The sequence below is a fragment of the Oscillospiraceae bacterium genome (genome assembly GCA_031265355.1).
Lineage (GTDB): Bacteria > Bacillota > Clostridia > Oscillospirales > UBA929 > JAIRTA01.
The window spans coordinates 59,810-77,495 of the sequence record JAISCT010000011.1 but is presented as its reverse complement, the minus strand read 5'-3'; the positions used below and the strand labels follow the sequence as shown (position 1 = coordinate 77,495).

Here is a 17,686-nt window from a genome sequence, read left to right as displayed (position 1 = left end):
GTTATAATATGAATGCAATATTACAATCTTGTCTTCATGAGAGATCAATTTGAACAGCTATATCATTAATTTCAAAAATTTCAGATTTCGGAGGAATGTCCATGTTTGATTACCTGACCGTGGAAGAGATCGCAAAGAGATGGGATATTTCGGACAAATATGTCCAGCGTCTGTGCCGAAATGAGAAAATTCCAGATGCTGTGAAGCGCGGCGGCATTTGGTTCATTCCGTCCGCCACCCCCTGCCCCATCCGCTCCAACACGTCGCATCTCATGTTTCGCGGTACAAAAAAGAAGCTCTTCGAAGAAGCGGTGGAGCTCTTCTCCACCCACTCCTACGACACTGTCAAGGTGAAGGACATCACAGACCAAGTCGGCATCACACAGAGTGCGTTCTACAACCATTTCAAGTCCAAACAGGAAATTCTGGACGCCATCTACGACTTCTTCGCCCACTATTATACGGTGGATAGACCCACCGTGGATGAACTTGAGCCAATCTTGCGCAACGGTACTCTGCAGGAGATCTTCGACTGCGTCTATTACGATTTCAGGCCGGAGTACCGGGAGTTGATGCTCACCTGTACCAAGATCATCTTTCAGCGCGCGTTCATCGACGACCACGCGAAGGAGATCTTTCAGCTCATCTTCTGGGACTCCAGTCTGCAGTATGTATCGCATGTCTTCGAGCGGGCGGTGGAGATCGGCCGGTTCGCACCGATGGACATCCAGGAGATGGCCATGTACCGTGTCATGCTTCGCTGCTTCGCCTTTATGATCTGGCTGATCGACGCCGATACAAGCCATATCACAATGCTCGACCGGTACCAAAAGCGATTGGGCGAGTACCTGATGCACAACATCACGGACTTAAACGCTCCGGTTTCCATCGACGCGCACTGAAGGGCGCCTCTGAAATAAATTGACATTCCCCGGCGGCTTTAGTATAGTATAAGCGGGTGTGTTTATTCTCTGGGCGCACCGGGGCTCAGGGAAGTCGGCACACCTATATCGTAGGAGGCGATTCTTTGGAAAACAAAAAAATCATTCTGGCGGTGGACGATATGCCGACCAATCTGCAAATCCTCCAGAGTCTCCTCTCCGATGAGTTCTCGGTGCGACTGGCCAAGTCCGGCCAAATGGCTCTCTCGGCGCTCGCGCGCATCCAGGTTGATCTCATCTTGCTGGACATCGAGATGCCGGGGCTCTCGGGGTTCGACGTGATGAACGAGCTGCAAAAGAGCCCGGATTTCCGAGATATCCCGGTTATTTTTGTAACCGCGCACGCCACGCGGGATTTCATCGCCCGCGCGGCCAAAGTCGGCGCGAAGGACTATCTGGTCAAGCCGTTTGATTCGCAGGCCCTGCGGGAAAAGGTGCGGCGCGTGCTCGGCCTTGCGTGATCTTTTGATCTATATTATAGTTTTTGTTGCCGCTTCGCGGCAACAAAAACAAGAATTTGGGTTGTGGGTTGCAGGTGCAACCCACGTTATTAAAGGAGCCGACTATGGACGAGAGAGTCAACACCGCCCCGGAGACGACCGCGGAGTCGGCCGAAGACGAGTTGGCGCGCCTGCGCGCGGAAAATGCGGCGCTCACCAGGCAGATTGCCAAGCTGAACCGGAAGATGGACGTATCGCTTCAAACCATGAACCGCATGGAACGCGCGTTTGCCGTGCGCACGCGTTTCACGAACGCCCTGCTCACCGAGAAGTCTCGGCAGGAGAAGTATTTGAACATGTTGCTCGCGCACTGCGAGGACATCATCATCCTGCTTGACAAAGACGGCCGTTTTGCCTATTGTACGGATTCCTTCCTCAAGGCGGCCGGAATCGAGAATTTCGGGTGGATCAACGGGCGCACCTACGAAGAGGTCTATCGGATGGCCATGGACGACGAGTCGCTGCTTGACCAAACGAACCGGATGCTTATGCGCGCCCTGGAGGAAAACCGGATCATCCACGCGGAGATCGTGATCGATCTGGGGCGCCGCGGCGACGTTCGCAACTACATCGTCCACACGTCGCCGATGTTCGACAAAGGGGGTGACTTTGACGGCATCCTCTTACAGCTCAACGACACCACCGATCTGCTGCGGGCCAAAAAGCAGGCCGAACAGGCCAACCGGGCCAAGAGCGATTTCCTGGCCAGCATGAGTCACGAGATCCGCACGCCGATGAACGCGATCATCGGCATGAGCGCCCTGGTGCACACCGAAAATCTGGATGAGGTACAGCAGCGCTACTTTTCCGACATCCGCAAAATGTCTCATTTTTTGTTGCAGATCATCAACGACATTCTGGATTTTTCGAAGATCGAAGCCGGAAAACTCGACTTGGTTCCCGCGGATTTCGACTTCTTCATCATGTACGACAACCTCTGTTCGCTCATGAAGTTCACAGCGTCGGAAAAACCGGTGCAATTCCGTTGCCATCTGGAGGACGACGTCCCGCAGGTCCTGTTTGGAGACGAAGTGCGCATTCGGCAGGTGGTCACCAACATCTTAAACAACGCCCTCAAGTACACGCGTGCGGGCCATGTGCTGCTGGACGTGCGCCGGGTGCCCGGGGACGACGGCCGCGACGTCCTCTCGATCCGGGTGGAAGACACGGGCATCGGGATCCAGCCGGAGAATATCCCCAAATTGTTCGACGCTTTTGAGCAGTTCGACAATGTCAAAAACCGCAGTATCGTTGGCACCGGCCTGGGGCTCTCGATCACCAAACGGCTTGTGGACATGATGGAGGGCAAGATTCTGATCTCCAGCGAGTACGGCAAAGGGTCCGTCTTCACGATCCTGCTGCCGCTTATCGAGGGCAATCCCGCCAATCTGGTTCTTGAGGGCGACGTCCGACGCGTCATCGCGTTGCCGGAAGCCAAGATTCTGGTGGTGGACGACAACTCGATCAATCTCACCGTAGCCCTCGGCTTTTTGGCGACGCACAGCATCAAGGCGGACACGGCGGTCAACGGCGTGGAGGCCATCGAAAAGGTGCAGGCGGAGGCCTACGATCTCGTATTCATGGACCACATGATGCCGATCATGGACGGCGTCGAGGCCACCACACACATCCGAGCACTGGGTGGGCGCTATGAAGATCTGCCCATCATCGCGCTGACCGCGAACGCGGTGGGCGACAGCCGCGAACTTTTTCTCTCCTCCGGCATGAATGATTATCTGTTAAAGCCCATCGAAGCCCCGGAGATGAATAAGATCCTAGCCCGCTGGTTGCCGGCCGACAAGATCAGCCGAACAGAATCGATAGACGGCGCCGACGAAGCGCCGGCGGAGGGCAGCCGGTACGAACCGTTGCTGGCCGTACTCGCCAATGTCGAGGGGCTGGACGTAGAGGCCGGCCTCTCCCATGTGAATGGCCACCGCGAGACTTACATTCGGGTGCTGCGCCAGTTTTGCAAAGGACTTTCGCAGGGGCTCGCCGATCTCCGCGCCTTTGCCGGAGACAAGCGGTGGAGCGACTACGCGATCGCGGTACACGCGATGCGGGGTGTCTGTGCCAACCTGGGTCACGCGTCTTTGGCCGAATGGGCGTTTCGGCTGGAGCAGGCGGCCAAAGACGGCGACGAAGACACGACGCGGCGGCAGACGGACCCTTTCTGCCGCGCTGCGGAGGACTTTGGCGCGGCGCTGGCGAAGACGTCTCTCACGGAGGCCGTCGGGACCGAAGAGAAACAGGCCATCGATACCGGCCGGCTGCGGGAGACGCTGGACACGCTGGCACAGGCTTGCCTTGAGTGCGACACGGACCGGGCGGACGCCGCCGCTGCTGCCCTGCGGCACGCCGCCTACAACGAGTTGATGGAGGAACGGCTGGCTGCGCTCTGCGAACTGGTGGCGTCCTTCGATTACGACACCGCCGCCGACGTCTGTCGGGAACTCACCGGTCTGCTTCCCGCGCAGGACAAGGTCACCGTATAGAGCTGAGAGCCCGGGCCGGCGGCGGGCAAAAAAACCGTATAGGACAATCGACCCGCCTCATAGAGTACATTACGCGGGGGGCTGGCAGTCCCGGGCAGGCCTCCCTCCCGCGACCAACAGTAGGGAGGGCGCGCGGCGCTGAGCCGCCGCCCTCCCTTGCGCCGTGAGGCGCAAGGAGGAGGCCGATATGTTCTCTATCGCGCTGCTGCTGCTCATGCACGGACTCTCCCTGTCGCTGCGCCTGGGCGGACCGACGGGATCTTTCCCGCGCCCGCTCTCCGCGCGGGAGGAGAAGGAGGCGCTCGAACGACTTGCCGCCGGGGACCTGAGCATGCGTGCGCTGCTGATCGAAAAAAATATGCGTCTTGTCGCACACGTCATTAAAAACACATCAAGCGGAGGGACGATTTTTCCCGCCGAAAACGCACATCCCGCGGATGTCCGCACTTCAGGTGGATTTCCAAGTGGATATCCTCTTTGGTACTGTCCTTCTTGACTACGATACGGTCCAATATGCTTACCACCAGCTCGGAGTGGATGCCGTCGGCAAAATTAAGTTCCCGCTGAAGGGCGGCCTTGATTGACGCCGGATTCTCTGTGGCGGCGGACTTTGTCCGTTCAGCCTGCAGGGCGTCCAGCTTTTTTTTTGTTGCAAACAGCTGTTTGTTGCAGCTGTCGTTGCGGCTTTTAAATTCCGATATGCTGAGAGCGTCCGCCACGCTCATCTCCAACAAACGCTCTTTTTTTGCCTGTATCCGAGTCATCTCTGCTTCCAGTTTCGCGGTGTCACGCTCGCAGCCGCGTTCGTCGGATACATTTCGGATGACGGCGGCGAGTGCGTCAACAATGGCTTTGGGATCTCGTATGAGACCGGTAAAAATCTTCGCCATGATCTCATCCAGTTCCGCCGTCCGAAGCTGCGGCGCGGCGCAGGCCGCGCGCCCGCGCTGGCGGTAAACGCGGCACTGCCAAACCTCTTTGCTTCCACCGGCACTTTTGAGCACCCGCCGGTGGAAGCCGGTTTTGTGCTCTTCACAGATGAGCTTGCCGCTGTAAGCATAGCGGTTGTGAAATGTCGCCGCGCTCTGATGGGACCTCATCTGCGCGCCGCGGGATTTGTAAAGGGCATTGGCCCTGTCCCAGAGCGCCTCGGAGACGATGGCGGGCACATTCGGGTCCGGATAGGTAATCCATTCGCTTTCATCGAGGCAGGCGGTTTTTTTGCTGCGATAGTCGAGGGACTGCGTCTTGTGGCCGCAGTACCAACCCTTGTACTTGGGGTTTGTGAGGATGTGTCGGATCGTCAGCACGTTAAACTCGTTGCCCTTGCGGCTGGTGTGACCCATGTTATAGAGCGTCCGTGACAAACGGCGGAGGCCCAAACCCTGCTGGGCATAAAGATCGAAGATAAGACGCACCACTTCCGCTTCTTCTTCGTTGACGGTCAATTGGCAGTCTTTTTTGTCATAGCCCCATATCTTGTCGTTGCCCAGCACGCGGCCGTTACGGATGGACTGGCGAAAACCAAATTGCAGGCGTTCGGAGAGTTTGCGCACTTCGTCTTGGGCGACGCCGGCCATGACGACCAGCCGAAACTCGCTGTCCGAGTCCAGCGTATTGATGTTGTCGTTCTGGAACAGTACGCCCACGCCGTGTTCCAGAAGTTCCTGCGTGTACCGGATGCTGTCCAGCGTACTGCGTGAAAAGCGGGATATTTCCTTCGTGATGATGAAGTCAAAGCGCCCCGCTTTGGCGTCCGCTATCATCCGATTGAAACGATCCCGCTTTTTTGTACTTGTCCCGCTGATTCCCTCGTCGACATACCCTTCGACGTATGTCCAATTTGCTTGGCTTTCAATCAGCTCCGTATAATACTGTATCTGGTTTTCAAGGCTGTTGAGCTGTTCGCATTTTTCTGTGGACACCCTCGCGTAGAAGGTAACTCGCAGCGGCAGGTCGAAAATCGACCGTCCCTGCCGCATTTCAGCCCGTATTTTTCGAACCTCCATCCGCCGTCGCCCCCTCTGTCAAACATGCCTTCGGCCCACTCAGGGAAGAATCCAGAGAATTTCTGGCCGCTTGGTATGTCGACTCCGCAATGAGTCCCCGTGCAAAAAGCCGTTTCAGCAAAGCGGCTAGAATGTCTCTTCGCACACTTTCCATCACCATCACCTCTCCAAGACTTTATGATTTTCAGGTGCAAAAAATACGGGTGCAAAAAATCGCTTGATTTTTTGTTATTATATGCTATAATGTGGTTAGATTTTATGCGGAGTGATCACTATGTATCGTACGGCAATGGAATACTTGAAGGCGTGGAAAGCGAAACGCCGTCGCAAGCCTCTGATCATACGCGGCGCCCGTCAGGTGGGCAAGACCTGGCTGATGAGAGAATTTGGGGCCGCCTACTATGACAAGGTGGTCTACATCAACTTTGACAACAACGAACGGATGAAGAATCTATTTGAGGGCAGCTTAGAAATCGATCGTCTGACGACCGGCCTGGAGCTCTACGCCGGGCACAAGATCGATGCTGAAAACACGCTGCTGATTTTCGATGAGGTGCAGGAGGTACCAAGGGCGCTGACCAGCCTGAAATATTTCGATGAGGACGCGCCGCAATATCAGATTGTCTGCGCCGGTTCCATGCTGGGCGTGGCGCTGCACAAAGGCACGTCGTTCCCCGTGGGCAAAGTGGAGTTTCTCGACTTGTGTCCACTGTCATTTTTTGAGTTTATGGCGGCAATGGGCAAGGAACAGTTTGCAGCGCTGCTGCAAAAAGGCGATTTTGAGATGGCTGTCACCTTTAAACAGGATTATATTGACCTGTTGAAGCACTACTACTATGTGGGCGGTATGCCGGAGGTGGTGCTGAGTTTTTGTGAGAACAGGGACTTTAATGAAGTCCGAGAGATTCAGCAGCGTATTCTCGCCGCTTATGAGCAGGATTTTTCCAAACACGCACCCAACGAAGTGGTGCCGCACATCCGGATGCTCTGGAGCAGCATTCCGGCGCAGTTGACCCGGGAAAACAAGAAGTTCATGTACGGGCTCGTCAAAGAGGGCGCGCGGGCGAAGGAATATGAACTCGCCTTGCTTTGGCTGACCGACTGCGGGCTTGTCCACAAGGTGCATCGGGTTACCGCCCCTCACCTGCCCCTAAAGGCCTACGAGGATCTAAAAGCGTTCAAGCTGTTTTTGGTGGATGTGGGGCTGCTCTCCTGTCTTGTGGGGCTTCGCCAGGGTGTTCTTTTGGACGGCAACAAGCTGTTTCGGGAATTCAAGGGCGCGCTGACCGAGCAATACGTGTTGCAGCAGCTCAAAACGCTGAAAGGCATCCAAACACACTACTGGACGGCCGAGCACGGTACCGCCGAGGTAGACTTCGTCGTCGATACAGGCAGCGTCATCATCCCCATCGAGGTCAAAGCCGAGGTCAATTTGCAGGCAAAAAGTTTAAAGGCATACCGGGAGAAGTTCAATCCAACTGTGTCCATTCGTACCTCTATGGCGGATTATAAGCAGGACGACTGGCTGTTGAATCTTCCGCTTTGGGCGGTAGAAACGTTGGAGTCATATTAAGGGTCTGTTGATTTGTTTGCAAACAAATCAACTCAAAATATCCTTTCGCTTGGTTTGTTCAAAAAATATTACACCACCGCGTCGGATCAGGACGACCTGCTCTCCATTGGTACGATCGGCCTCATCAAGGCCATTTCGTCCTACCGGCCGGAAAGGGATGTCAAGCTGCCCACTTATGCCTGTAAATGCATCCAAAATGAAATTTTTATGTACTTCCGCCGCCAGCGCCGCCGCGCCGGGGAGATCTCCCTGAGCGAACCGATCGATACGGACAAGGAAGGCGGCGCGCTGGCACTGATCGATGTGCTGTCGGCCGACGACCTGGTGTTGGAACAAATGGAGAAGGCGGAGAGCGCCGTGTTACTGCGCCGCCTCGTGCAGGAGACACTGGACGACCGTGAACGGGAGATCATCGAACTGCGTTACGGCCTGCACCGGGCCTGTCCGCTGACACAGCGGGAAGTGGCGGTCCATCTGCATATATCCCGCTCCTATGTGTCGCGGCTGGAGAAGAAGGCGCTTGGGAAACTGGAGGCCGCTTACCGGGCGCAGGAGAGCGAGGTCCCCTGACCGCCCTTTATACGAACAGCGTCCCGTCGGCGTCCAGCAGGGAAACGCGGAGCACCGATTGACGGTCCGGCCACAGCGCCGGGGCGTGACGCCGGATGGCCTCGAGGACATACGACGGATTCAAGGAGGCGGCGCCCGCCGCCAGCACCGCGTCCATACACAGCAGGCCCTCCTCCTCCGGCGTCAGCGCAAATAGCCGGATCAGCGGCGCGATGTCAATCGTCTGCTCTCCCCGCTTGCTCTTCTTCAGGACGGGCAGCGGACCCCCGGCAAAGAGGGCGCGCAGGCCATCCGCCGCGTGGGCGGCCGAGCGGCCCCATGCAAGGCGGATCTCATAACCGGCCCAGGCGATGTCGACGAAAGATTTCCGGCCCTCCGACGCCGGGTAGGCGCGCCGCACCCGCACGCCGGCGGGGAGCACGCAGTTCAGGCACGCCGGCAGCGCATCCGGATCCACCGCATCAGCCAAACCGAAATCCAGCAGCTCGTACCGGCTTTCCACCCCCACCGACAGCGGACGGGCGATGGACAGGTACGGATGCGGATTGAATCCTTCTGAAAAGGCCAGCGGCAGTTCGGCCCGGGCAAAGGCGCGCTGCAGCGTACGCATCAGGTCGAGGTGCGAGATGAGCCGGGCGGGTCCCGTCTTTTCAAACAACAGCCGCATTTTGCGGCGGACCGCCGGCTCCGCTCTGGCATCGTCCGGCGTGTGCACCCCAGGGCTTACAAGATTATCCATCACAGACACCCCCCGCGAGCAGACGGGATGCCCCACAACCGAGACAATGTTCCCGGCAGTTCGGCGAAGCCGTGCCGGCGTAGGCGCGCGTCCGTTCCCGCCACAGGTGCGCATTGTCCACACTGGCGGAGATGTGCGCCCAAGGCAGCACCTCGTCCTCGGCGCGCGTGCGGGCCGCATAAAAGGCCAGTGAGAGCCCGCACGACGCAAAGGCCTTGTGCCAGGCCTCCGACGAGAAGCACTCGCTCCAGCCGTCCAGACGGCAGCCGCTCCGCCAGGCCGCCTCCACCGCCGCGCCCACCCGACGGTCGCCGCGGGCCAACGCGCCCTCCAGAAAACTCGTGTCGGCGGCGTGCCAGCGGAAGGTGATCTGCTTTCTGAGCCGGGCGCGCAAGAACGCCTGCTTCTCGGCAAAGACCGCTACGCTGTCCTGCGCCTCCCACTGAAACGGCGTGTGGGGTTTTGGCACAAAACAGGCTGTGCTCACCGTGACGCCCACGCCGCGCGCCCGACCCGCCGTGGCACGGCCCAGCGCATACACCTTGTGGGCCAGGTCCGCAATGCCGGCGAGATCTTCATCGGTCTCTGTGGGCAACCCGCACATGAAATAAAGCTTTACATGGTTCCACCCGCCCTCAAAGGCGGTGCCGCAGGCGCGCATCAGGTCCTCCTCCGTCAGGTTCTTGTTGATGACATCCCGCAGACGGGCACTCCCGGCCTCGGGGGCAAAGGTCAGGCCGCTCTTGCGCACCGACTGCACCCGCTCCATCAGCGCGCGCGAAAAGGAGTCGGCCCGCAGTGAAGGCAGAGACAGCCCCACTCGGCGCTTTTGACACTCGCCTAGCAGAGCGTCGCACAGACCCTCAAGCGGCCGGTAGTCGCTCGTCGAGAGCGATGTCAGCGAGATTTCCTCGTACCCGGTGGCGGCCAGCGACGTGAGACCCTGCCGCACCAGCGTCTCCACCGAGCGGGTGCGCACCGGACGCGTCGTGAACCCCGCCTGGCAAAAACGACAGCCCCGGATGCAGCCGCGAAAGAGCTCCAGCATGATCCGGTCGTGTACCACCTCGGTGTTTGGCACCAGCGGTTTGACGGGAAAATACACACTGTCTAGGTCCCGCACAATGCGCTTTGTCACCCGCGCGGGCGCGCCGGGCTGCGCCGCCACGGCCGCCACGGCGCCGTCCTCCCGATAAGATACCGCATACAGCGAGGGTGCATACACACCCTCCAGCAATACGGCCCGGCGCAGCGTCTCGGCCTTGGACCAGCCGTGACGCCGGCGCGCGCGGAACAAATCCATGAGTTCCGCCGTGACCTCCTCCCCCTCCCCAATCACAAACAGATCGATGAAGTCCGCCATGGGTTCCGGGTTGAAGGCGCAGGGGCCGCCGGCAATGACTAAGGGCGCAGCATCGTCCCTGTCCGCCGCACGTATGGGCAGCCCCCCCAAATCGAGCATGTTCAGCACATTGGTATAGGAAAGCTCATATTGCAGCGTGAAGGCCAACACATCGAAGGCCGAAAGCGGGTCGCCGCTCTCCAGCGCCCACAGCGGCAGGCGCTCCGTCCGCAGCATGGTCTCCATATCCGTCCAGGGAGCAAACGCCCGCTCGCACCAGACAAAGTCCAGCTCGTTCATGAGTCCATACAAAATGCGTGTCCCGAGGTGTGACATACCGATCTCGTACGTGTCGGGGAAACAAAAGGCCACCCGCAGCTCGACCGCGTCCTTGTTCTTCATGACGGCATTGTATTCGCCGCCCACATAGCGGGCGGGCTTGCGCAATGTGGGCAGGAGATCCTCAAGTCTGTTCATCACCGCTTCGCAATTCCTTTCGCCGACTTCAAGTTCCATAAATATACCAATTTTTACCAAATTCAACCGTAAAAAGTGGGGTCTGGCGCGTTTCGTGCGTCCATACCCCTTACTGTACCAGATTTGCGGTCTTTTTTCAATCTGCTCCGCGGCGAAAGCGGACGCCGGCGCCGCAGGCCTGCATGGCCGCCTTGCGATAAGGGTCTGTCGGAAAATAAAGTGTGCAGTTGGCGCAGCAATTTTGTGTCCCGGCAAGGCGCTTGGTTCCGCGAATACTTGTAGTATTCAAGGGTTCCGGCAACGCGGCCGGGGCGCAAAAGGGCAAGTCAAATGTACAGGTTATTTTTCGACAGACCCTGAGGCTTTTTTTCATGGTCCGCGGTGCAGACGTGGCCAGAGTTTGCGGATCAATATGGCGCTGAGCGCGATTTTTGCGGCGTCGCCCACAAAAAACGGGAGAACACAGACGAGCAGCGCGGCGCCGAGGCCCGTCTGTGTCAGATACATGTACCAGAGAAGGCCCGGCAGGTACGTCACGAGCTGGCCGCAAACCATCGCCGGCACCAGCACGCGCAGCGACCGGCCGCGGCGGTCAAGCCACAGACCGACGAGGAACGCGCACAGGATATACCCCACAATGAACCCGCCCGTGGGGCCGGCCAACACCCCGAGTCCTCCGCGAAAGCCCGAGAACACGGGGACGCCCATAACGCCGAGCAGCACAAATACCACCTGACTCACGGCGCCGTATTTCGCGCCCAAAAGACCCGCCGCCAGAAAGATCGACACATGCGCAAGGCCGACGGGTACGGGCCCAATGGGGATTGTGAGCGGAGACAGCACCGCGCTCAGCGCGGCAAACAGCGCACAAAAGACGAGATCGCGCGCCCGGATACCTTTTGCCCCGTGCGGCGGCGCCTTCGGCGCGGGCGGATGTTCCGCGGTCTTCGGCGCAGCGGTCTGCGGTGTCGGCGGCATATCGCATCCTCCTTAAACTCGTTCAATAATAGCATTATAAAAGAAGGCACAGCCAATTGTCAATATAAAAAAATTTTATATTGACAATTGTGAATACATATTCGATGCGGACCTGCGCGGTGCGGAGAAAAAACAATTTCGCGTTGTGATCCCAATATATTGGGACATGTGATAATATACAATTAATGTTGCGATAAATTGTATAAAAATTCTTTTTATCTCGTATAAACGAAAATTTTCTCTGGAAATTTTGAAAAATATCTCTGGAAATTTTAAAAATCTTGAAGTATAATGGGTATGTCACTGGAAGCTCCCAGTGACGAACTGTGCGGTCTCGTAAGCCTATACGTCGCCGCATCATAATAAGGAGGGTTTATTCCATGAAAAAGATCTTGTTCATCGGCCTCTCTCTGCTGTTGGTGTTCTCTCTGGCCGCTTGCGGCACGCCCGCAGACACCACCACACCCACCCCGCCGGCAAGCGGCGATACCAACACGCCCGTCCCACCCGAGTCCGTTCCGCCCCCCGCTGCCGACGAAGTCACCTTTGGCGTCCTGATCTATAAATTCGACGACACTTACATCTCCACCGTTCGCGCGGCCATCGATAAGTATGCCCAGGCGTCCTCCGTGAAGATCACACTGGACATGCAGGACGGCCAGGGTGACCAGTCCAAGCAGAATGACCAGCTGGACGTTCTCATTGAGAAGAACGTGGACGTTATCGTGATCAACGCCGTTGACGCCGGTTCCGCACAGGGTCTGGCCGATAAAGCGGTCGCGGCCGGCATCCCCGCAGTGTTCTTCAACCGTGAGCCCGATAAGTCCGTCATGGAGTCTTCCGGCAGCATCTTCATCGGCACCACCGCCTCCGAAGCCGGCGTGATGCAGGGCGACCTGCTGGCCGACCTCTGGGCGGCCAGCCCCGACTTTGACCTGAGCGGCGATGGCAAATGCCAGTTCCTCGTCTTTAAGGGCGAGCCGGGCAACCCCGAAGCGGAGGCCCGCACCGCGTATTCCATCAGCCAGGCAGAGGCCCGCGGCATGACGATGGAAAATATCAACGGCGAGCCCGTGGTGGCCAACTGGGCGTCCGATCAGGCGCAAGCCCAGATGGAGGCCATCCTCGGCGCGCAGGAAGGCAAGATTGAGGCCGTCTTCTGCAACAATGACGACATGGCCCTCGGCGTGATCGCTGCGCTGAACGGCGTTGGCTACAACACGGCGGCCAACAGTGAGAAGTGGATCCCCGTCATCGGCGTGGACGCCACCGACGCGGGCCTTGAGGCCATCAACACCGGCAAAATGGCCGCGACCGTCAAGCAGGACGGCGACGCCATGGGCAAAGCGGTTGTGGCCATCTCCACAAACGCCGCGCTCGGCAAGGCCGACGTGCTGGAAGGCACGGGGTACACCCTGGCCGACGACGGCGTGTCCGTGCGTATTCCGTACGCGCCCGTCCAGTAATCAATCTGCGGCACGGCGCCTTTTGTGGCGCATAACACGACCATGGCCCGGCCGGGGCTTTCCCTGCGGGAAAGCCCCGGCTTGTGCTAATACGGAAACTCGCCATCCAGCAAGTTGCCGGTGCGTCCCCAATGTGATCAGAGCGACCCTGAAAGAGCATCACTCGGCAGAGTAATACTGAAAGTGTGGTGAGACGACGGATGGAACAGTCTGCTCTTTTAGAGATGATTGGCATCAACAAAACTTTTCCCGGCGTCAAAGCCCTGGACGATGTCCATCTGGTGCTCCAAAAAGGCACCGTACACTCTCTGATGGGAGAAAACGGCGCAGGCAAGAGTACACTGATGAAATGCTTGTTCGGCGTATATCGCGAAGACAGTGGTACCGTTCGTATCGAAGGGCAGGAAGTGCGGTTTGACAACCCTAGGCAGGCCATGGAAAACGGCGTGGCCATGGTGCATCAGGAACTGAACCAGGTATTGCGGCGCAGTGTCATGGAAAATCTTTGGCTGGGGCGCTTCCCCAAAGCAAACGGTCTGATTAGTCACAAGCTCATGTACGAAAAAACCAAAGAAATTTTTCAAGATTTGGATATTAATGTAGATCCCCGCTTCATGATCGGCAAGCTTTCCGTCTCGCAACGTCAAATGGTAGAAATCGCCAAAGCTGTTTCTTACAACGCCAAAATCCTTGTGCTAGATGAACCGACATCTTCTCTGACGCACGAGGAGGTAGAACATCTCTTCCAAATCATTTTCAAACTGCGGGACAAGGGTGTTGGCATCATTTATATTTCCCATAAAATGGAGGAGATTTTGCAAATCTCTGATGATGTCACCATCATGCGGGACGGACAGTGGGTGGCCACCAAGCAGGCCAGCAACCTTACCACAGATGAAATCATCCGGCTGATGGTCGGCCGCGAGCTGACCAACCGTTTCCCGCCTAAAAAGAATGTACCCGGTGAAGTACTTATGCAAGTGCAGAGTCTCACCGGAAAATATATGCCCTCTTGCATCGATGTGTCGTTTGAACTGCGCAAGGGAGAGATCCTCGGCGTTTCCGGTCTGGTGGGTTCCCGCAGAACAGAACTGGTGGAGACCATTTTTGGGATCGCGCACCACAGCGATGGATGTGTGACCCTCAGGGGGCAGAAGGTAGACAACCGGGATTCCAAGCGCGCGATCCGAAACGGGTTCGCACTGCTCACAGAGGAGCGCCGCGCCACCGGGATCATCCCGCTGCAAAGCATCCTCTTCAACACCGTGCTGGCCAATCTCCCCGCGTACAACCACTACGGGCTGCTTTCCGAAAAGAAGATGCTCAAAGACACCAACTGGGCGATTGATTCCATGAGCATCAAGACGCCTAGCTACAAGACCCACATCCGTTCGCTTTCAGGCGGGAACCAGCAGAAAGTCATTCTGGGCCGCTGGTTGCTCACGGACCCCGACGTACTGCTTCTGGACGAACCCACCCGCGGCATTGACGTGGGCGCCAAATATCAGATCTACCAGTTGATCATCGATTTGGCGAGCCGTGGAAAAAGCATTGTGATGGTTTCTTCTGAAATGCCGGAGCTCATCGGCATCTGTGACCGCATTCTGGTCATGTCCAACGGTCGGCTTGCGGGGGCACTGGAAATCAACGAACAGGTAAAGGCAACCGCGCAGGAAGACATCATGCGTCTGGCCGCCAAATACAATTGAGTGAGGGATCAACGATGGAGAATACAAAATCCCCCTTAAACAGGCAGAAAGTTAACGATTTTTTGCTCAGTTACGCACTGTACATCATCCTTGGCTTGATGATCGTCGTGGTCATCTCGATCAACCCCGCATTTCTATCGATTTCTAATTTCACCAAGATTCTCACCCAAGCCTCCACAAGGGGTATTTTGGCGCTCGGCGCCGCCGGTATGATCGTACTGGCGGGTACCGACCTGTCCGCCGGGCGCATCGTCGGCGTCTGTGCCGCGGTGTCCGCTTCCCTGATGCAGTCCGTGACTTACGCGTCTCGCATGTACAAAAACATCACGACGGATCTGCCGGTGATCGTGCCGCTCGTGCTCAGTATCGCCATCGCGATGGTGTTCTGCGCGATCAATGGCTTCGGCGTGTCTAAACTAAATCTGCACGCCTTCATCGTTTCGCTGGGCACCCAGCTCATCGCCTTCGGCGTCACCTGTATCTACATTGACAGTCAGGAGAACGGCGCACAGGCGCTCTCCTCTTTCAACCAGACGTTCCTGAACTTTGTGAACGGCGGCTTCGAGATTATCAAGAAAAAAGAGGATGGATCAGGCGGGTTCACGCTGCCGTACCTCATCATTTATTTCGCCGTCGCGGCCGTTATCATGTGGGTGGTGTGGAACAAGACCGCACTGGGCAAGAACATGTTCGCTATTGGCGGAAACAAAGAGGCCGCCGCCGTGTCCGGCGTCAACATTGCCAAAAACATCATGGGCGTTTATCTGGTCGCGGGCGTGCTGTACGGTGTGGCCGCCTGTCTGGAGGCCGGTCGCATCCAATCTGTCAACACAGGCACGGGTCTCAACTACGACTTGGATGCCATCTCAGGCTGCGTCATCGGCGGCGTCTCTTTCTCCGGCGGTGTCGGCACCATCCCCGGGGTGGTGATTGGCGTCGTCTTGCTTCAGATGATCAACTACTCGCTGAGTTTTCTCGGCGTCAACCCTTACCTCCAGTACATCATCAAAGGCCTCATCATCATTCTGGCCGTGTCCATCGATGTAAGGAAGTACCTGGTCAAAAAGTAAGGAGTAGATCATGGACAACAAGAATTCTCTCACAGGCGATGAAGAAACCCCCCTCGTCCAGCGCGAAGCCGAACTGGCGGCGCGAGAGAAGGCGCTTGCCGAGCGCGAGAGGGCGGTGCGGAGGCGCTTGCGGGACAATCTGTATGCTCGTATCAATGTGTCCGTTCGTACGATGAACATTGTCATCGGCATCGTTTGCGCCGCGTTGATCGTAGCCATTGCAATTGGAATATTTTTAAAATCATAGAAGTCGACCGCCGGCTGCGTTCCAGGTATAGCGCCGTCAGAGGCCCTAGAATAGAAAAATTTTAAGGAAAAGACGAAAAATTTCTATTGCCTTTTGAGAAAACGTTGTTTATAATTTGTTTGTGTGGGCAAGCAATTTGGTTGTTCGCATGCGGATTCAATATCATAATAAGGAGGACAAAGCATGAAAAAGTTCTTGGTGCTCGCGATTGCCCTGCTCCTGGTTATCTCGGTAGCCGCCTGTGGTGGAGATACCACCCCCACACCCACCCCGCCGGCCAGCGGTGACACCAACACGCCCACCCCGCCCGCGAGCGACGACACCCCCGAACCCCCGCCGGCCGCCGCCACAGCAAACATCGGTTCCTGCATCTACAAGTTTGACGACACCTTCATGACCGGCGTGCGCAACGCCATGCAAGACACCGCCACCGGCCTCGGCGCCTTGCTGGATATCCAAGATTCCCGCAACGACCAGCCCACCCAAAACAGCCAGGTGGAAGCCTTCATCACGAAGGGCGTCAACGCGCTGGCCATCAACGCCGTTGACCGCACCGCCGCCGGTTCTATCACCGATCTGGCCCGCAGCGCTGATCTGCCGGTCGTCTTCCTGAACCGTGAGCCGGAAGCCGACGTCATGCAGGGGTATGACAAGATCTGGTATGTCGGCGCAAAGGCCGAGGAGTCCGGCACCATGTCCGGCCAGATCCTCGTTGACTATTGGAATGCAAACTCCAGCGTTGACAAAAACGGCGACGGCAAGCTCCAGTACGTACTGCTGAAGGGCGAGCAAGGCCACCAGGACGCCGAGCTGCGCACCGAGTACTCCCAGAAGGCTCTCGTGGAAGCCAATCTTGCGGTCGACTCCGACCAGAACCTCGACGACTCTCTGCTCGCCATCGACTCCGCCACGTGGGACAAACCGAAGGCGACCGACCTCATGAACACATGGATCTCCTCCATCGGCCTGGACAAGATCGAAGCCGTGCTCGCGAACAACGACGACATGGCGCTCGGTGCCCTTGAGGCCCTGAAGGCGAACGGTTACAACACCGGCGACGCTACCAAGTACATCCCGGTGGTCGGCGTTGACGCCACCGCGCCGGCGCTGGAGTCCATGAGCAAAGGCGAGCTGCTGGGCACGGTTCTGAACGACGCCGTGAACCAGGGCGCCGCCACCGTGCAGATCGCGAATGCCGCCGCGAAGGGGCTTGAGATCAACGAAGCCAACATCGGCTATGCGGTGACAGACGGCAAATATGTCTGGATCCCCTATGTGAAGGTCACCGTTGACAATTACACGGACTTCCAGTAATCACATCGTCTGCGCAAGAACTTGACATGACGAGTTTGCTTGCCAAAGCGTCATGATACGACGGGGGACGCGGAAGCTGGCGCTTACGCGTCCCCCGTTCCGTACCTCGCGATAGCATCTATGGAGAATGGCGTGTTCTCGGCACGCCGGCTGTATCTTCCTGTCCTCGGGCATATGAAAAATCTCCCTTGCCGCGGGTTTCACGGCCCCGCTTTGGTGCGTGGCGCCGCGGATCCGGCAAGGCCTCTAGGAGGAT

General features: G+C 57.5%; 14 protein-coding genes. 10 read left to right on the top strand and 4 right to left on the bottom strand.

Annotation, left to right across the window (positions count from 1 at the left end):
• Positions 1-101: 101 nt before the first annotated feature.
• The 3 genes from LBK75_01465 (at position 102) to LBK75_01455 (ending at position 3,936) form a co-directional block, all read left to right on the top strand.
• Positions 102-902 (top strand): TetR family transcriptional regulator, encoded by an 801-nt coding sequence (locus tag LBK75_01465; GenBank protein ID MDR1156967.1) that lies wholly within the window; start codon positions 102-104, stop codon positions 900-902.
• A gap of 125 nt (positions 903-1,027) precedes the next feature.
• Positions 1,028-1,402 carry a response regulator gene (locus tag LBK75_01460; GenBank protein ID MDR1156966.1) on the top strand — a complete coding sequence of 125 codons (375 nt, stop codon included), beginning with the start codon at positions 1,028-1,030 and terminating at the stop codon, positions 1,400-1,402.
• Between the two features lie 104 nt (positions 1,403-1,506).
• Entirely contained in the window at positions 1,507-3,936 is a 2,430-nt protein-coding gene (locus tag LBK75_01455) for a response regulator (protein MDR1156965.1), read from the top strand.
• A gap of 380 nt (positions 3,937-4,316) precedes the next feature.
• Here LBK75_01455 and LBK75_01450 read toward each other — a convergent pair whose 3' ends face one another.
• Positions 4,317-5,945 (bottom strand): recombinase family protein, encoded by a 1,629-nt coding sequence (locus LBK75_01450; GenBank protein MDR1156964.1) that lies wholly within the window; start codon positions 5,943-5,945, stop codon positions 4,317-4,319.
• Between the two features lie 274 nt (positions 5,946-6,219).
• On the opposite strand from LBK75_01450, the gene LBK75_01445 reads away from it, so the two are divergent.
• Both LBK75_01445 and LBK75_01440 read left to right on the top strand, forming a co-directional pair.
• Positions 6,220-7,518, top strand: a complete 1,299-nt coding sequence (locus LBK75_01445; GenBank protein MDR1156963.1) for an ATP-binding protein — start codon at positions 6,220-6,222, stop codon at positions 7,516-7,518.
• A gap of 12 nt (positions 7,519-7,530) precedes the next feature.
• Positions 7,531-8,088 carry a sigma-70 family RNA polymerase sigma factor gene (locus LBK75_01440; protein MDR1156962.1) on the top strand — a complete coding sequence of 186 codons (558 nt, stop codon included), beginning with the start codon at positions 7,531-7,533 and terminating at the stop codon, positions 8,086-8,088.
• Between the two features lie 7 nt (positions 8,089-8,095).
• Here LBK75_01440 and LBK75_01435 read toward each other — a convergent pair whose 3' ends face one another.
• The 3 genes from LBK75_01435 to LBK75_01425 form a co-directional block, all read right to left on the bottom strand.
• Positions 8,096-8,827, bottom strand: coding sequence for a TIGR03936 family radical SAM-associated protein (locus LBK75_01435; GenBank protein ID MDR1156961.1), 732 nt, complete (start codon positions 8,825-8,827; stop codon positions 8,096-8,098).
• A complete protein-coding gene (locus tag LBK75_01430) occupies positions 8,820-10,646 on the bottom strand; it encodes a TIGR03960 family B12-binding radical SAM protein (GenBank protein MDR1156960.1) in 1,827 nt (608 codons plus the stop codon). The genes LBK75_01435 and LBK75_01430 overlap by 8 nt, the downstream gene beginning before the upstream one ends.
• A 369-nt stretch (positions 10,647-11,015) precedes the next feature.
• The gene (locus tag LBK75_01425; GenBank protein MDR1156959.1) at positions 11,016-11,624 is read right to left on the bottom strand and encodes a biotin transporter BioY; all 609 of its coding nucleotides are present in this window, start codon (positions 11,622-11,624) and stop codon (positions 11,016-11,018) included.
• 380 nt (positions 11,625-12,004) lie between these two features.
• On the opposite strand from LBK75_01425, the gene LBK75_01420 reads away from it, so the two are divergent.
• The 5 genes from LBK75_01420 (at position 12,005) to LBK75_01400 (ending at position 17,430) form a co-directional block, all read left to right on the top strand.
• On the top strand, positions 12,005-13,090 hold the full coding sequence (locus LBK75_01420; GenBank protein MDR1156958.1) for a galactose ABC transporter substrate-binding protein: 1,086 nt from the start codon (positions 12,005-12,007) through the stop codon (positions 13,088-13,090).
• A gap of 200 nt (positions 13,091-13,290) precedes the next feature.
• Complete coding sequence (locus tag LBK75_01415; protein MDR1156957.1) at positions 13,291-14,799, top strand: ATP-binding cassette domain-containing protein; 1,509 nt, start codon at positions 13,291-13,293, stop codon at positions 14,797-14,799.
• A 14-nt stretch (positions 14,800-14,813) separates the two neighbouring features.
• On the top strand, positions 14,814-15,869 hold the full coding sequence (locus LBK75_01410; GenBank protein MDR1156956.1) for a beta-methylgalactoside transporter: 1,056 nt from the start codon (positions 14,814-14,816) through the stop codon (positions 15,867-15,869).
• A 10-nt stretch (positions 15,870-15,879) separates the two neighbouring features.
• Positions 15,880-16,116 carry a hypothetical protein gene (locus LBK75_01405; GenBank protein MDR1156955.1) on the top strand — a complete coding sequence of 79 codons (237 nt, stop codon included), beginning with the start codon at positions 15,880-15,882 and terminating at the stop codon, positions 16,114-16,116.
• 183 nt (positions 16,117-16,299) lie between these two features.
• Positions 16,300-17,430, top strand: coding sequence for a galactose ABC transporter substrate-binding protein (locus LBK75_01400; GenBank protein ID MDR1156954.1), 1,131 nt, complete (start codon positions 16,300-16,302; stop codon positions 17,428-17,430).
• The last annotated feature ends 256 nt before the right edge of the window (positions 17,431-17,686 follow it).

Coding starts and splice junctions, on each gene's coding strand:
- LBK75_01465 (MDR1156967.1), top strand. CDS start 102: ATGTTTGATTACCTGACCGTGGAAGAGATCGCAAAGAGATGGGATATT.
- LBK75_01455 (MDR1156965.1), top strand. CDS start 1,507: ATGGACGAGAGAGTCAACACCGCCCCGGAGACGACCGCGGAGTCGGCC.
- LBK75_01450 (MDR1156964.1), bottom strand. CDS start 5,945: ATGGAGGTTCGAAAAATACGGGCTGAAATGCGGCAGGGACGGTCGATT.
- LBK75_01445 (MDR1156963.1), top strand. CDS start 6,220: ATGTATCGTACGGCAATGGAATACTTGAAGGCGTGGAAAGCGAAACGC.
- LBK75_01435 (MDR1156961.1), bottom strand. CDS start 8,827: ATGGATAATCTTGTAAGCCCTGGGGTGCACACGCCGGACGATGCCAGA.
- LBK75_01430 (MDR1156960.1), bottom strand. CDS start 10,646: ATGAACAGACTTGAGGATCTCCTGCCCACATTGCGCAAGCCCGCCCGC.
- LBK75_01425 (MDR1156959.1), bottom strand. CDS start 11,624: ATGCCGCCGACACCGCAGACCGCTGCGCCGAAGACCGCGGAACATCCG.
- LBK75_01420 (MDR1156958.1), top strand. CDS start 12,005: ATGAAAAAGATCTTGTTCATCGGCCTCTCTCTGCTGTTGGTGTTCTCT.
- LBK75_01415 (MDR1156957.1), top strand. CDS start 13,291: ATGGAACAGTCTGCTCTTTTAGAGATGATTGGCATCAACAAAACTTTT.
- LBK75_01410 (MDR1156956.1), top strand. CDS start 14,814: ATGGAGAATACAAAATCCCCCTTAAACAGGCAGAAAGTTAACGATTTT.
- LBK75_01405 (MDR1156955.1), top strand. CDS start 15,880: ATGGACAACAAGAATTCTCTCACAGGCGATGAAGAAACCCCCCTCGTC.
- LBK75_01400 (MDR1156954.1), top strand. CDS start 16,300: ATGAAAAAGTTCTTGGTGCTCGCGATTGCCCTGCTCCTGGTTATCTCG.